The organism is Butyrivibrio sp. INlla14, assembly GCF_900102515.1.
In the GTDB taxonomy this organism is placed as follows: domain Bacteria; phylum Bacillota; class Clostridia; order Lachnospirales; family Lachnospiraceae; genus Butyrivibrio.
In genome coordinates, this window is the sequence record NZ_FMVS01000031.1 from 1 (window position 1) to 16,448 (window position 16,448).

Here is a 16,448-nt window from a genome sequence, read left to right on the forward strand (position 1 = left end):
CATATCCAAATGCTGATAGTATACCTGAGCGCCATTTTAAGAATGACTGTAGAAATGGCTTTTTTGAAGGATGAACAAGACGATATAACTTTTTGTCAGATTCTCTGTGTCGACCATATACGCCGTAATAGCGTATCATCTTGAAGTCTTTTTCTGGGATGTGCTGTATGAGACGCTTGATGAATTCAATGGCTGGTATGGTCTCAGTTACAAGAACTTCATCTTCATGGCGATTGTAGTGGAAAATGATAGTATCCTTTTCTTTATCATAGGAATCTATTCTTGAAAGCCCTATTACAGGGCGACCAAGGTAACGGCCTATATACTTGGCTACAGTATTCTTATCAGCAAGTGTTGGCTTTGCATAGATGTAGAAGCCATCCTTCTGATTTTTGTAAGAGAGAGCTTTTTCTCTTTTGAACTGAGCTTTCTTTTGAGGATCAGTAATGCGCTTTTCTATAAGGCTTAGAAGAGCTGTTTGGAAAGCATGACGCATGTATTTGAAACTGAAGAAGTTGACCTTGCGCCAGAAACCAGTATCGCCAACTCCTCCTTCGGAGATGAGACAGTGTATATGAGGATTCCACTCAAGTGGTCTGCCAAATGTATGCAGCACAAGGATATAACCGGGAGTGAAGTTTTGGGATTTGTTCATCTTGTAAAACATTTGGTGAATCACACTACTTGCAGCGTCAAATAGGCAATTAAGAAGGTCTCTGTCTTCAAGAAAATAGTGGCGAAGTTCCTTAGAAATGGTGAACACACAGTGGCGATGCTGGCAGTTTATCAGTTTGAATGACATGGCCTGGGCACGTTTCTGGGAATATAAAGCGCCACAAGTAGGGCAGAATCTTGAATGACAGCGGAAAGGAACGAACTTGAGAGTACCACATTCAGCACAACCATACATGGCGCCACCATAAGACGGATCGCCACAATTGATCATTTTATCAATGTTTTCCATCTCGGTCTTTCTGGGATGGAGTGTATATTGAATTTCTTCATAGTGATCACGGAATAATTCCTGCAAAGCATTTCGTTTCATATGATTTATTATGAAGAATTTGAGGCAAAAAACAACCCCACCCCTCATGAGTGAGGGGCAGGGGAGTTGAGGTGCCGCAGGCACTTTTTTATTGTAAAAAAATGCATCTTCTATCTTCTTCAGACAGAAAATGCAAAAAGTGCAAGCTTTGAAACTATAAGCTCTCTTATTATGATTCCTTTAGAAAGTTTTTCTTCGGGACTCATCTTTGTAAGCTGCTCTACTGTGTAGACCTTTTCCTTAAAGCCCCTGGATTGGTCTACATTGTTTTTGTATTCAGAAACTCTTATCCTGCTCCTTAGCTGTTTGAATACTCTGTAATCAAAACTATCCTTGTTTAAGTAAAAGAAATGACTCTCTAAAGTAGTATCAAGATCAACATCATCCTTTAAATATTTAGAAATAATTGTCTTAAATTTAAAAGGAACCATCTCATTATTCAAAAGCTCGTTATAATTATAGCGTGCTCCAAAATAATATCTCTCTATATCCTGCATATAGTACTTAAAGTCATTTTCATTGACAATATTGTTCAATTCTTTTTGCTCCAGATCAGTTCTTTTTTTCTCCACTATCAAGGTCTTCGATATTATCTCCGCTAAATTTTATAGCGCTTCTGATTTTATCTTCATCCCATCCAGTCTCATCCATGAGTTCCTTGACAGTTACTTTCCTTCGGAGATCCTCAGCAAGTTCGCTTGCCTTGTCAGCTACTTCCTGAACAAGTTTTAAAACCTTCTGCTCTCCTGCATCTTCCGCAAGATTATTCTCAACTGCTGCTTCCATCGCATCAAGCATAAGCTTGTATAAAAAGCTTTCAACTTCCTCTGGCTCGCCAACTGCATCAAGCATAGTTACGCCTCTTGTCAGAGCAAAGTTACCTTCACCAATTAGATCTTCAAGATAAACTCCCTGCTCGGTGTACATTTTTGCCACATCTACTACCAAAGGGAGATAGCACTCAATAAGCTTTCTCTGAGCATCTTTATCTCCTGAAATTGCTGACATACTGATAGCTGTTTTCTCTCCATCTGTATATGCTGGAAGGTCCTTAAGGCTATCTAGATAGCTATTTAGATAATTATTTTCCTCATCAGTTAGATTAAATTCATCTGTATCTACAGCCTCACCAATGCCGATCTTGTGGCTTTTTAAATATTCAAAAACCATCTCCATCTGCTTGTCATCGAGCTCAAGCTCTGAAAAAGCTGATTCAACCTGTTCTTTTGATATTACATTTTTATTTTCTCTTGCAGTTCTTGTTACAAGCTTTAATATTTCTGCAAACTCTTTTTCTTTATTGTCAATGTTACCCATAACACTCCTTATTTAACATGCTGATGTGTAAATAGATGCTCCTGGCAATACTCATAATTACCATTACATTTAGAACAGAATCTAAATTCCAGATCAGGATTTGTAACTTCTGTTCTGCCACAAACAGCGCATTTATGCCTTGTCACACCCCTTGGCGTCATGCGAACATTCTTCTGAAATTCAGATCTTCTGTGCATCTCACCAGGTTTATATTTATTTAACTTACCAAGAGCAGCATAAAACAACAGCAAATTAATAAATTGTGATCCAATTGCAAAAAATACAGCGTAGTCACGTTGAATAAACGCTATAAAGCACTGATATGCAAGAAATGCTCCGTAAAAATATCCAAGGTACTTGACCTTGATTGGTATAAGAAACATAAGAAGTACCTGAACATTCGGATACAATATAGCAAAAGCCAGGAACACTATCTGCTGCAGGTAATAGCTACTAAAGGTAAAAGAAATAATTGGCATATATGTTTGTGTAAACTCTATGCCATACATACTTACATTAAGGAAATACGCCAAAAATGCACCTATTATCATAAGTAGTGCACCAGATATGATAAATAGGTTATATCTGAAGGTCCCAAGCGTTCTCTCCATATTAGATCCGACAAAATAGTAAAAAAGCAACGTGATAATGACCAGAATGCTAACCTTTGAAGGAGGAATTATAAGCCAGGTAACAAGTCTCCAAATCTGGCCTCTCAATATCATTTCAGGATTTAATGTAAGAAAACTAATAATATTAACCTGCGCTGGTGCAAGTTCAAGTACATATCCTATAGCATATAGAACTACCAGGTAAAGAGTTAGATTTGGAATTGCGTACTTTCCAAATTTTTTCTCCAGATTATTTATAAATTTGTTCATTTATTTACCTCTTTAATGTTTTTAAATTCGTCTCCAGACACAGCAACTATAGGAATTCTTGCTTTTTCCGAGTTTCCAAGGTTACGTATCTGTCTTGATGCCTCATATCCATCCACATTAGGTGTCTGAATGTCAATGATCAATAGATCGAAATACCCTGCAGGCGCAGCAACTATCTTATTGACTGCGTCAGTTCCATCGTTGGCCACTTGAACCTCAAATCCTGTCTTTTTAAGAAGAGCTGTAACATTATTCCTGACACTTGTAATAGAATCAACAATAAGAGTTCTATTGCCGCTAAAGTCATAGGCAGAAAGAATTTCTTCTATGTTTTCTGATGTAGCTTCCTTTATATCCAGGATAAACTGCCTGAACTTCAGGTTCTGATCATTGGAATTGTACTGTCCACTCTCTACACTACTAAAATCATGGACATCATCAATAAGCCACAACAGATGGCTGCTCAGGTCCTTGATCTTACCAAGATATTCATCCGTTCTGCCGCTTTTGTCTTTTCCTGCTATATTAGCATAATCAATGATACTGTCAACAGAGTTATGCATATCTTCTGATAATCTATTTAGGAAAAGAGTCTTTGAAATGTTGGCTTTTTCCATTTCGATACGGGCTTTTTCCTTCTCCTTTATTGCTTTTAAAGATTTATGACGATCTTTTTGTAAGAAGAACAAAATAACAGCCAGAATCAAAAGCGCAAATACAAATATTGCCCATATGTTATCAAAAAACATGTCAGCAAGAGTATATTTTGCAAGTCCTTCAGAATACTGATATGCAAGATTTATAGAAAATTCCTGCCCGGTAACACTCATTCCTCTGTTTAGAAGCTTTAAAAGTCCCTCATTACCAATTTTTACGCCAAAGCATCTGTCATCGGTGTATGGAAGCTGTCTGAAGGATAACTTTCTATATGTTCTGTTTTTAAGCAGTGTATTAGTTCTAAGACCATTTAATGTAGTGCATTTTACCTTGCCATCAATAACAGCATTCAAACAGTCATATGTAGAATCATAATAGGTTATTGTGGAATCAGGATAATGAGTTTTTACGAAGTAGTACTGCATTTTATTATTTTTGTTTATAGCAAAATCTGCATTTGAAGCGCTGATAAATTCATCACTATATATTAGATTTACTGCAGTGGAAGTAACTGCACTCGTCAAATACAAACCATCCTCTTCTGAATAAAAAAGTCCTCCACCAACTGGAAAGGCTACATCAATCTCGCCTTTAGAAAGAGCTTTTGTCAGATCGTCATAATCCTGATACCCTTGATAGCTCACTTTGACAGATTCAAGGCTTAAGTTTTTGAAAATTTCAGGTACAAGATCTTTTACGAAACCTGTTACATTGCCATCTTTATCAGTGTCACTATATGGAAGATAATTCTCAAGATAGCCTATCCTTAATTCAGTATTTTCAGCAATCCATTCTTTCTCAACTTCTGAGAACGCTCTGCTAGTCAGACTTGATGCATAATATTTATTTCGCAAAAGGCTGATATAATTCGGGTCTTCATAATACAGCTGTTCCTGAGCAGTATTTAACTCTTTCAACAATTTGGGATTATTCTTAGAAACACACAAGTAATAATCTGATGATCCAAAAGATGAAAGTATTTCAGCGTGAGTTCTGGAATTTGTACCATCTGTTTCAGTAGCCATTACATCTATATCTTTTTTATCAAAGGCAGCAAAAAGAGCATCATAACTAGTATAGGTAATGATGTTGGAGTTTATCTTTTTTTCTGAAAGAAAATCTATAAGTTTGTTCTTTATGGCACTATCAAGGACTCCGATTTTCTTGCCATTAAGAGAAGTAAGATGAGTTGAAATAGTATCATCATCCTCATGCTTGACAAGGCTATAGCTTTCTGTTCCCATTGGCCTGTCGGGATAAAGGAACATATCTTCTCTTTCCTCGAGGAATGCAAGGCCGGCTACCATGTCGACTTCACCATTAAGAAGCATATTATATATATCTACAAAATCCCCATAGATATATTCATATTTCCATCCAGTAAACTCAGATAACTTACGATAATATTCATAAGCATAGCCAGCTTTAATGCTGTCATCTGAAGCACCTTCTTCAAACACTTCATTTTCATAATATCCAACTTTTATTATCTTGGACTCTGCTGCAGCATAAGACCTGAATGGTATGCAAACAGAACTGAGAATGATTATCAGAAAAAATAGAAAGAATTCTCTAAAGATTTTCTTGAACATTACCATTTCACCCCTCAATATTTCATAAGATAATGATATCATAAAATGTCAAGAAATTTTCTATAAAGTTTTAGACACATCGTATTTTTTGTGCAATTTCAATCAATTGATTTTTCACAATCTGTGCATTATAATCATAGAGATTGTCTTTTATACATTTAATTAGAAGAAAGACTTACATTTAATAGACATGAGGTGATTTTTTCAATGATATCCAAGGATTACACATTAGGTATAGATATTGGTTCAACCACTGTTAAAATAGCCCTTTTAGATTCTGAGCACAATATAGTTTTTTCAGATTACAAGAGGCATTTTGCTAACATTCAGGAAACTCTTTCAGATCTTCTTGTAGAAGCTAGAGCTGTCAGCGGAAATGTTATTTTGCATCCTGTTATCACTGGTTCAGGTGGTCTTACTCTTGCCAAGCACCTGGAAGTTCCATTTGTGCAGGAAGTTATAGCTGTTTCTACTTCTCTTAAAGAACTTGCACCCAAGACAGACGTTGCTATTGAGCTGGGGGGTGAGGATGCCAAGATCATTTATTTTGAAGATGGTAATGTTGAACAACGAATGAATGGTATCTGTGCCGGTGGTACAGGTTCTTTTATTGACCAGATGGCCGCTCTTCTGCAGACAGACGCCTCTGGTCTTAATGAATATGCAAAAAATTACAAATCATTATATACAATTGCAGCAAGATGCGGCGTATTTGCTAAGTCTGATATTCAGCCACTTATCAACGAAGGTGCCACCAAGGAAGACCTGGCAGCTTCTATTTTCCAGGCTGTTGTAAACCAGACTATATCTGGCCTTGCTTGTGGTAAGCCAATAAGAGGACATGTCGCATTTCTAGGCGGTCCTCTTCACTTCCTGGATCAGCTGAAGGCTTCTTTTGTCCGTACTTTAAAACTCGATGAGGAACATACAATTGATACTGATAATTCTCATCTTTTTGCAGCTATAGGCTCAGCCCTCAATGCAAAAGAGGAAACATCCTATTCAATGGATGAAATGGTGGGCAAGCTTTCTCATAAGATAGTTATGGATGCTGAGGTTTCAAGACTTGATCCTCTGTTTCGAAATGAAGATGAGTATAAGGCTTTTAGAAACAGGCAGGATCAGTACAAGGTAAAGACAAGGAAACTTGACTCATATCAAGGCAAGGCATTCCTTGGTATTGATGCAGGTTCTACTACGACAAAGTGTGCCCTCATCAGTGAGGATGGAGATCTGCTCTACTCTTTTTATTCCAGTAACAATGGAAGCCCTCTTAAAACAGCTATTTCTTCTATTCAGGAAATTTACAAACTTATGCCTAAGGGTGTAGAAATTGCAAGATCTTGTTCTACTGGCTATGGTGAGGCGCTTCTTAAATCAGCTCTTTTATTAGACGACGGAGAAGTTGAAACTATCGCTCATTATAATGCGGCAGCTTTCTTTGATCCTGAGGTTGACTGCATTCTTGATATCGGTGGTCAGGATATGAAATGTATCCATATCAAGAATCAATCTGTAGATTCAGTTCAGCTAAACGAGGCATGTTCTTCAGGATGTGGTTCTTTTATAGAAACCTTTGCCAAATCGTTGGACTATAGCGTTCAGGATTTTGCTAAGGTTGCTCTTTATGCCAATTCTCCTGTTGATCTTGGAACAAGATGTACTGTATTTATGAATTCCAGGGTCAAGCAGGCTCAGAAGGAAGGCGCTGATGTCGCAGATATTTCCTCAGGTCTCGCATACTCAGTTATCAAGAACGCACTCTTTAAGGTTATAAAAGTTTCTGATGCTAAGGATCTTGGCGAGCATATCGTAGTTCAGGGTGGAACATTCTATAATGATGCTGTTCTTCGCGCTTTTGAGATAATTTCAGGGGCTGAAGCTATACGTCCTGATATCGCTGGTATCATGGGTGCATTTGGAGCAGCTCTTATTGCCAGGGACAGATATAACGAAACTACTGATTACAAAACAACTATGCTTTCTATCGATCAGATAAATGGTCTTGAGTATACTACCAGCATGACAACCTGCCAGGGCTGTACAAACCACTGTAGGCTCACTGTCAATAAGTTCACTGGCGGCCGTCAGCATATCTCAGGAAACCGTTGTGAAAGAGGAATTGGCAAGGTAAAAAATGCCGAGGGAATTCCTAACCTGTTTGATTATAAATATAAGAGAATATTTGGCTATGAGCCTCTTACAGCTGACAAGGCTACAAGAGGCACTGTAGGTATTCCAAGAGTTCTTAATTTCTACGAGAACTATCCTTTCTGGTTTACATTCTTTACTAAACTAGGCTATAGGGTTGTACTATCACCAAGATCAACTCATCAGATTTATGAGCTTGGTATTGAATCAATCCCTAGTGAATCAGAGTGCTATCCAGCCAAGATAAGCCATGGTCATATTGAATGGCTTATTAAACAGAAGGTTGATTTTATCTTCTACCCTGGGCTTTTCTATGAGCGTGAGGAAGTAGAAGGCGCAACTAACCATTATAACTGCCCTATCGTTACTTCTTACTCTGAGAACATAAAGAATAATGTTGAAGCTATTACTAATGGAAGTGTAAGACTTAGAAATCCATTTATGGCTTTCACTTCTCTTGAAACAGCTACAAGCGCTCTGGTTAAAGAGTTTAAAGAAATCCCTGCTGAGGAGATCGTAGCCGCAGCAAGCGAGGGATGGAAAGAAATGGCCAAGGCCAGAAAAGATGTTCAGGATAAGGGTGAAGAAACTCTTAAATGGATTGAAGAAAATGGCCGCCACGGTATTGTTCTTGCAGGGCGTCCTTACCATGTTGATCCTGAAATAAATCATGGAATTCCAGATATGATCTGTTCCTATGGTGTTGCAGTACTTACAGAGGACAGCATATCTCATCTTGGAACTCCTGAGAGACCACTCATAGTGTCTGACCAGTGGATGTATCATTCTAGATTATATGCTGCTGCAAGCTATGTTCGTACACGAGATGACCTGGATCTTATTCAGCTAAACTCCTTCGGATGCGGCCTTGATGCAGTAACAACAGATCAGGTCAATGATATTCTTTCAGGCTCGGATAAGATTTATACATGCCTAAAGATTGATGAAGTAAATAACCTTGGAAGCGCAAGAATACGAGTTCGTTCACTTCTTGCTGCTATTAGAGTCCGTAAACAAAAGAATAAAAAGAGAACTGTAAATGACTGCTCTAACCATAGAGTTTTATTTACTGAGGACATGCGAAAGAATTACACTCTTTTATGCCCACAGATGTCTCCTATTCATTTTGACATTTTAGAGCCTGCCTTTGCTGCCTGTGGTTACAATTTCGTAGTAATGCAAAATGACAACAGACATGCTATAGACATGGGACTTAAATATGTAAATAATGATGCCTGCTATCCTTCTCTTTGGGTTGTTGGACAGATAATGGACGAACTTCATTCTGGTAAATATGACCTTAACAGAACAGCTGTCATTATGTCTCAGACAGGAGGCGGATGCCGAGCTACTAACTATGTAGGATTTATTAGAAGAGCACTTAAAAAGGCAGGTATGGAGCAGATTCCAGTTGTTTCACTTAATCTCTCCAAGCTCGAATCAAATCCAGGATTTCATATCAACTTTGAGATGCTTCAGAGAGCAGCTTATGGCGCAGTATTTGGTGATATCTTTATGAGGTGCGTATATAGAATGCGTCCTTATGAAAAGGTAAAAGGCTCTGTTAATGCCTGTCATGAAAAATGGCTTCCTGTAGTCAAAGAGTTTGTTACAGCCAAACACATGAGCTTTTTCAAGTTCCAGAGATTATGCAGACAGATTATCGAAGACTTCGATAAGATAGAAATCACAGATGAAGTTAAGCCAAGAGTTGGTGTCGTTGGAGAGATTCTTGTTAAGTTTGCTCCAGCTGCTAATAATCATTTGGTGGATCTGTTGGAGGCTGAAGGAGCAGAGGCTGTAGTTCCTGATCTTATTGACTTTATGCTCTATTGCTTCTACAACCAGATCTATAAGGCTGAGGAACTTGGAACTTCAAAGAAGACTGCCACTCTTATGAAGGCTGCTATCTGGGCAATTGAGAAGCTTCGTGGCGGTGCCTCAAGAGCATTTGAAAAGAGTAAGCACTTTGATCCACCAACGAGTATTTACAAGCTTGTAGAATATGCAGAGCCTATTGTTTCAATAGGTAACCAGACTGGTGAAGGTTGGTTCCTGACTGGTGAAATGGTTGAGCTTATAATGGAGGGGGCAAATAATATTGTTTGTACACAGCCATTTGGATGTCTTCCAAACCACGTTGTAGGTAAGGGTGTTATAAAACAGATGCGTCATTTATATCCAGGATGTAACATTGTTGCCATTGACTATGATCCGGGTGCTTCTGAAGTTAACCAGCTCAATAGAATCAAGCTTATGCTTTCTACTGCTCAGCGCAAGGTTGATGAAAGCAAGAAAGCTATGTAATGTAAGATTATAATAAATGCCACGGTATTTTTTACCGTGGCATTTTTATAAGTATTCTTATTCTGTTAGTTTGCTGTTTTGTCAGATACTAAACTTTTAACCAATGCATCCATTGATGTATCTGCGTAGGATTTTCCATTTACTTCAGCAAAGAAATCAATTTTTCCGTCTTTACTCAAACGAATTCCATAGTTTGAAACGGAATCTTCTTCATTAGTATTTTCACTTATCTTTTTACTAAAATCGGTGATTGTATTCATTGCATCATCAATCTGTGATAAGAGCTTATCTTTTTCCTTCTTATCCTTTGGATCCTCTGACGATAATAGCTTAAGCTCATCTTCAGATAAAATAATGCTGTACTCAAGATCTCCGCCTATCTGTGATAGATCATCCTGCGGCCCAGCAACGAAGACATCAGCATTGTCGTATTTCTTTTGCAATAAATCTACAACTTTACCATACATCTCAACTTCAGGAGAAAACTCCACCTTGGCGCTATCACCAAACTTGGCGTCAAGTGAAGATACTTTCTTATCATCTGAAGCTTTTAAAGATGGACCTCTGATCTTGCTGGCAACGTTACCCTGTGGTTTATCTATACCACGTAGTAACGAATTAATGTTACCATTAACGTTATTAGCCATATGTTTCCTCCTTGAATTCTCATCGCAGAATCCATTCTACGAGCCCAAAACAAAATAAGAATAAAAACACCTATTATTCCTTATGGTTAATTTGAGCCTAACATTATGCTTTCGAAATAACAATAAAATATCTATTAAATAATTGTCATAGCGAAAAAAACTTCCAGATAACCAAGGTTATCTGGAAGCAAAATTTCAATATTATAATTATAAATCGAAATATGTTATTTCCTGTTCTGCTCAAAATCTTCAATATACTGACTGATAAATTTAACTGTACCTTCAATCCCCAGGATACTTGAATTAATAGAAAGATCGTAACTGTCTGCTCTTCCCCATTTTTTGGAAGAATAATAGTTGTAATAGCTCTGACGCTGCTTGTCTTTCTTGTTCATCATATCTCTTGCCTGTTCGTCAGACTTAACATCGGCAAAGCGTTCCTTGATACGCTTTATCTTGGATTCCTCATCAGCATGTATAAAAATATTAAGTACATTATCAAAATCTGAAAGAGCATAATCAGCGCATCTTCCTACAATTACACAAGGTCCTTCCTCAGCAATCTTTTTGATAGTATCAAATTGAGCAAGAAACACCTTATGACTAATTGGCATATCAACAAAACTGGATGCATTATAGCCAAAGGAATAAGTATCCATTACAAGATTATACAAAAACGAATTTGTAGGTCTCTCATCGTGATTCTGAATCATTTCCTCACAGAATCCGCTCTCCTTGGCTGCTCTGCTAAGAAGTTCCTTGTCATAGCACTTGATGCCATACTGCTTAGCAAGCATCTCGCCTATCTCTCTTCCACCAGAACCAAACTGTCTACCAATAGTAATAATAGTATTCATACTGTATCCCCCTATGTGTGTGAAACATAAAGCTGTCTTTTGTTTTATTCTACCCTATTTAAGCACATCTAGCAAATGATTAAAGTACTCTGGAAGAGGCGCATCGGTTTCTATATACTCTCTAGTAACAGGATGTATAAAACCTAGGGTCTTAGCGTGAAGGCACTGCCCTTGCGTCTTAAATTTAGAGTGTCTGCCACCAGCATAAACTTCATCTCCAAGCAGCGGATGACCTATATATGACATATGAACTCTGATCTGATGAGTTCGTCCAGTCTGCAATTTACATTCTATGTATGTAAAACCATCCTCCTCAAAACGCTTTAAAACTCTATAATGGGTCGATGCAAATTTGCCATTTGGAACAACAGCCATCTTCTTTCTGTCCTGAGGACTTCTGCCAATAGGTGCAGTAATATCTCCCTCATCGTCTTTGAGAATACCGTAGCATATAGCATGATAAACTCTGTTTATGGAATGTTCTTTTAGTTGATCAGCTATTACCTTGTGAGAGTTATCATTTTTACAAATAATGACAGAACCAGTTGTATCTTTGTCAATCCTATGTACGATTCCTGGCCTCATAACACCATTTATTCCAGAAAGATTGTCCTTGCAATGAAACATGATGGCGTTTACAAGAGTATCCTTGTAATGGCCAGCCGCTGGATGAACAACCATATCTTTGGGCTTATTTACGACAACCACATCATCGTCCTCGTAAATGATATCAAGCGGAATATCCTGAGGAAGGATTTCTGGAATCTCAACAGGAGGTATTTCCATTTTGATCTCATCACCATCAGAAACATGGAGCGAAGCCTTTACAGCTTTACCATTACAAAAAACTTTTTTGTCATCAATAAGCTTTTTAATATAGGTTCTGGATAAAGAATCAATTAACTCACTAATAAGCTTGTCAATCCTCATTCCATCATATTCATCTGTAACTGTAACTTCAAAAAAATCGCTTTTTTGTTCCATTATTTAAATTCCCTGAATTTCTTTTGCTGTCTAAAGCTTAAGAAATTAAAATCGCTCTCTTTATAATAAAACAAAAACAAGATGATAAACACAAAAGTGGCTACAGTAACATATATATCAGCCACATTAAAGATTGGGAAGTTAATTAATACAAAATAGATAAAATCAACAACATAGTCATTTTTGACCCTGTCAATCATATTACCTGCTGCTCCACTTGCTATAAATACAAGAAGAAAATGCATTATATTGTATTTCTTATCATCTGGAAGTCTGAATAATACATAAGCAATGATGAGAAGAATAAGTACAGCCACAAGAACGAAAAAGACTTTCTGATTCTGAAGCATACCAAAAGCAGCTCCAGAGTTCTTTAAAAAGTTAAGTTCTAAAACACCATTAATAATCTTAAAAGCAGGCTTATCTTGCAAATGGACAACAGCAAGATACTTGGTAAACTGATCAAGAAATACTAAAAAAATGATTAGACAAAAATCTACTGCAAGAAATATTTTCTTTTTCTTTGAAAGTGTATTCATGAAATTGGTTCCTTCTTAGTCGTTATTTTCTATATAAATGATTTCTTCAAGAGCTTTTCTCATGTCATCTTCTGTGATATCTGTAGATATAAATGCTTTACCAATACCCTTAAGAAGAACAAACTTTATCTTGTTGCTATCAGCTTTTTTATCATTTTTAGTAAGGTTTATAACAGTATCTACATCCAGATCCTCTACAGAAATGGGAAGATCAAAAGGAACAAACATATCCCTGATCTCATAATACTCTTCCATAGATATATATTCCTTTCTCCAGGATATAAAAGCTGCAGCTACGGCGCCAAGAGCAACACATTCACCATGGAACAAAGAAAAATCCTTGGCCTTTTCAATAGCATGGCCTAAGGTGTGCCCGAAATTAAGAAGTGCTCTTTCTCCCTTTTCTGTTGGGTCCTTTTCAACGACAGCTTTTTTGATCTCGCAGCTTCTCTTTATCATAGAAAGCAAAATCTCAGGATCCTTGTCTGATATTTCATACATGTTCTCTAAAAGCCAGGTATAGAATGAAGCATCCTTGATAAGTCCATGCTTCATAACTTCAGCAAAACCAGACGCAAACTGCCTTCCAGATAAGGAATTAAGAGTAGATATATTCGTATAAACAAGAGCTGGCATATGGAATGCACCAATCATATTCTTATAACCATTAAAGTCTACACCAGTCTTGCCGCCAATACTACTATCTGTTTGAGCTAGTAGCGTTGTCGGAACCTGTACAAAAGAAATACCCCTAAGATATGTAGCAGCTGTAAAGCCTACCATATCACCAACTACACCGCCACCAAGCGCTAATAACAAATCATGTCTGTCAAATTTATTTTTTATCAGAAATTCATATATCTTCTCTATTTCTTTTAGATTCTTGTTTTCTTCACCTGCAGGAATAACAAAACTGAAAATCTTGTCAAAGCTACCCTTTAAATTTTCATAAACTTCATCCAAATATAAGGACTTTACATTACTATCTGTTATAACTGCAATCTTTCTTCCTTCAAAACCAATTCTCTTAATCTCCTCAGATAGCCTGCTAAAAGATTCTTCAAAAACTATATTATAAAGAGGTTTGCCCTGGTAGTTTATTTCTAATGTATCGCTCATATCTTGTCTCCAAAGTTTTAGTTATAAATTTAAAAATAGAAAAAGCTGTTGACGAGTATCTGGCATGTCAACAGCCTTAATAATATCAAACTGATCAGTCTATCTGCTGAGGTCCATCGGAAATGCCAGAACCAAAAGCACCATTGATCATAGACTGGAAATCACCTGAAATATCAACAGAAGCTGGTGTAATAATAAAAATATACCTGGAAATCTTCTGAAGATTTCCGCTTATAGCGTAAGTTGAGCCAGAAGTAAAATCTATGATTCTCTGGGCAATGTCAACGTCAAGACCTTCAAGGTTAAGCACAACTGTACGATTAGCTAAGAGAGTATCAGTAATCTCTCTAGCATCCTCTACAGAAGTTGGCTTAATAACGCAGACTTCCATTCCTGCACCAGAAACGCTCTTCTTGCTACGGGCAGGTACTACCTTAGGAGATGCCTTTTTAATCTTCTCCTCAGAAATTTCTATGCTTGGATCATCTTTTCCAATTGGCGCGGAATTGTTGATTGATTCAATCTTGGATGTGGTATTATCATAACCCTCATCATAGTCATCATAATAACCGTTATCATCATCCCCATTAAGCTGAATTGCTTTTAAAAATTTATCCATTACGCTCATGCTATTATACTCCTCGCAACTATTTTCCCAACAAAACTAAATATCATTTTACGTAATATTACAGAATCTGTCAAATTTATGAGCCCGAAAATCAAGCTATTCCGAAGATGAAGATTCAGTAGAAGTTTCTTCTGTAGATCCTTGCGCAAAGTCATTTTCTGATGAGCTATCAGAAGTACTCTCTTGTAAGCTACCTTCATCTGATGAATCACCTAAAGAGCCCTCTTCTGCGCCTATATCACTGGAGTTATCGCTTGTTGGAACACTATTATCTGTACCACCAGAAGTCTTGCCAGCAGCACTTGCTCCATCTTCGTTTACAGCAGCTGCATCTAGCACAATATAATCATAAACACTAAGACCATACATGGTATTGGATCTTACAATAGAATATTCATCATTTTGATATAAGATACGAATCTGCCTGAAGTCTGCATATCCCTTGTTAATATTATAAACACCTACAAGAGTATCCTGTTTACCTACAGCAAATCTGTCATTAGAATCAGGCTTGATCAGTACATCTCCAGATCTAAGCGTAGACATATCAGCGTAGTATTCTGTATCATTCTCATTATAAAGAGATAAAGATACAAATTCAGTCGTTTCATTGCCTTGCTCGTCATATTTGTCACGCAGAACTCCTGTGGTGTTATCATTATTCTTTATAATATACTCCTTAGGAATCAGGAAGAAACTCTTATTTACAATAGATGAATTTGGAATCTTAAGCCCTGTCTCATCTTCAGTGATCAGCTCTACAGATAGAAGTCTGTCTCTGCAAAAAGTGATCATAGAATTGGAAAAACTAAGGACCAGAAAAGTATCTCCATTAGCATTAGTTACGCTTGATACCTTACCCCATGATTCATTTTGGTTTTTAAGAAATCGAACCTTGATATAGCCAAGATCCAAAAGTTCCTGAACCTTGTCAGGATTGCTTTCATGGATAACAATAGACCAGTCTTCACTGGTACAAAGCTTATATACTGGATCTCCAGCTTTTACAAGAGTGTTGTTTATAAGCTGATTTTTGGAATAATTATTAAGATCAAACATATCTACAGTAAGATCAGAAGGATTTTTATCCTCAAATCCATCTGTAGAATATACTACTATTCCTGTCCCTGTCGCATATTTATAATTTATGGCGGCCAATGCGGCACTATTAGAATTAAGCGAATTGATGTTGTTTAGTATTGAGTTATTGGAAAGCTTTTGTACAGTACCATCAAGACCTATCTTGAAGTCATATACAGTATAGAACTCCTCTTTGTCAAAAGAGGACATATAGTCAACAATCTGAGAACGCAGCTCAGATAGATCTTCATCACTTAAATTAACATCATCAGAACCCTGAGATTTAAGGAATTCTAGAAGCTGGCCAGACTCATCAACCGTATAAACAAGATTACCATAAGCCACACGAGCTCCCTCAGCCGCGAAATAGTTGACATAGCCAGCTGTATCACTCTCTACAATAGTCTCCTGCCTAAGTGCCACAGCATCATAAATATTATTGGTAGAAAGAGCCCCCTCTTTGACCTCATAACCGACAATATGATCCTTACGAAAATATGTGATAACACTGATAATAACGTAAATAAGTATAAAACCAAATATAACTACACCAATATTTATGTTATTAAGATTTCTAGGATATTTTGTGACTTTTCGTCCCTTTGCCAAATCCTATTTCCCCATTCCAAAAATACTTTTCAAAA

The 16,448-nt window shown here is 37.2% G+C and carries 13 protein-coding genes; 1 reads left to right on the top strand and 12 read right to left on the bottom strand.

Translation table 11 applies throughout. The annotated features are described in order from the left end of the window. The 5 genes from BLO53_RS16145 to BLO53_RS16165 all read right to left on the bottom strand — a co-directional run. Positions 1-1,045, bottom strand: a 1,045-nt coding sequence (locus tag BLO53_RS16145; RefSeq protein WP_442857218.1) for an IS91 family transposase, incomplete at its 3' end; no start/stop codon positions are given. A 119-nt stretch (positions 1,046-1,164) separates the two neighbouring features. Further along, positions 1,165-1,617: a hypothetical protein gene (locus BLO53_RS16150; RefSeq protein ID WP_092063936.1), complete on the bottom strand. Its 453-nt coding sequence runs from the start codon at positions 1,615-1,617 to the stop codon at positions 1,165-1,167. Next, a complete protein-coding gene (locus BLO53_RS16155) occupies positions 1,598-2,362 on the bottom strand; it encodes a sigma factor (protein ID WP_035789078.1) in 765 nt (254 codons plus the stop codon). Before BLO53_RS16155 ends, BLO53_RS16150 begins: the two co-directional genes overlap by 20 nt. Positions 2,363-2,370: 8 nt before the next feature. After that, entirely contained in the window at positions 2,371-3,243 is an 873-nt protein-coding gene (locus BLO53_RS16160) for a hypothetical protein (protein WP_092063939.1), read from the bottom strand. After that, complete coding sequence (locus tag BLO53_RS16165) at positions 3,240-5,492, bottom strand: transporter substrate-binding domain-containing protein (protein WP_176757330.1); 2,253 nt, start codon at positions 5,490-5,492, stop codon at positions 3,240-3,242. Before BLO53_RS16165 ends, BLO53_RS16160 begins: the two co-directional genes overlap by 4 nt. 207 nt (positions 5,493-5,699) lie before the next feature. Between BLO53_RS16165 and BLO53_RS16170 the strand changes: the two genes are divergently transcribed. Beyond that, a complete protein-coding gene (locus BLO53_RS16170; protein WP_092063944.1) occupies positions 5,700-9,950 on the top strand; it encodes a 2-hydroxyacyl-CoA dehydratase in 4,251 nt (1,416 codons plus the stop codon). Between the two features lie 65 nt (positions 9,951-10,015). On the opposite strand, the gene BLO53_RS16175 is transcribed toward BLO53_RS16170, so the two are convergent. The 7 genes from BLO53_RS16175 to BLO53_RS16205 all read right to left on the bottom strand — a co-directional run bounded on the left by BLO53_RS16175 (position 10,016) and on the right by BLO53_RS16205 (position 16,413). Next, entirely contained in the window at positions 10,016-10,597 is a 582-nt protein-coding gene (locus tag BLO53_RS16175; RefSeq protein WP_092063947.1) for a DUF6033 family protein, read from the bottom strand. A 224-nt stretch (positions 10,598-10,821) separates the two neighbouring features. After that, positions 10,822-11,454, bottom strand: a complete 633-nt coding sequence (locus tag BLO53_RS16180) for a cytidylate kinase-like family protein (protein WP_026487815.1) — start codon at positions 11,452-11,454, stop codon at positions 10,822-10,824. A gap of 54 nt (positions 11,455-11,508) precedes the next feature. After that, a complete protein-coding gene (locus tag BLO53_RS16185) occupies positions 11,509-12,438 on the bottom strand; it encodes an RluA family pseudouridine synthase (protein WP_026487816.1) in 930 nt (309 codons plus the stop codon). Further along, the gene (lspA, locus tag BLO53_RS16190; protein WP_092063950.1) at positions 12,438-12,977 is read right to left on the bottom strand and encodes a signal peptidase II; all 540 of its coding nucleotides are present in this window, start codon (positions 12,975-12,977) and stop codon (positions 12,438-12,440) included. The genes BLO53_RS16185 and lspA overlap by 1 nt, the downstream gene beginning before the upstream one ends. A 15-nt stretch (positions 12,978-12,992) precedes the next feature. Beyond that, positions 12,993-14,096, bottom strand: a complete 1,104-nt coding sequence (aroB, locus tag BLO53_RS16195; RefSeq protein WP_092063953.1) for a 3-dehydroquinate synthase — start codon at positions 14,094-14,096, stop codon at positions 12,993-12,995. 94 nt (positions 14,097-14,190) lie between these two features. Continuing rightward, the gene (locus BLO53_RS16200) at positions 14,191-14,724 is read right to left on the bottom strand and encodes a cell division protein SepF (protein WP_092063955.1); all 534 of its coding nucleotides are present in this window, start codon (positions 14,722-14,724) and stop codon (positions 14,191-14,193) included. Positions 14,725-14,820: 96 nt separating this feature from the next. After that, a complete protein-coding gene (locus BLO53_RS16205) occupies positions 14,821-16,413 on the bottom strand; it encodes an HlyD family efflux transporter periplasmic adaptor subunit (RefSeq protein WP_242875396.1) in 1,593 nt (530 codons plus the stop codon). Positions 16,414-16,448: the final 35 nt, after the last annotated feature.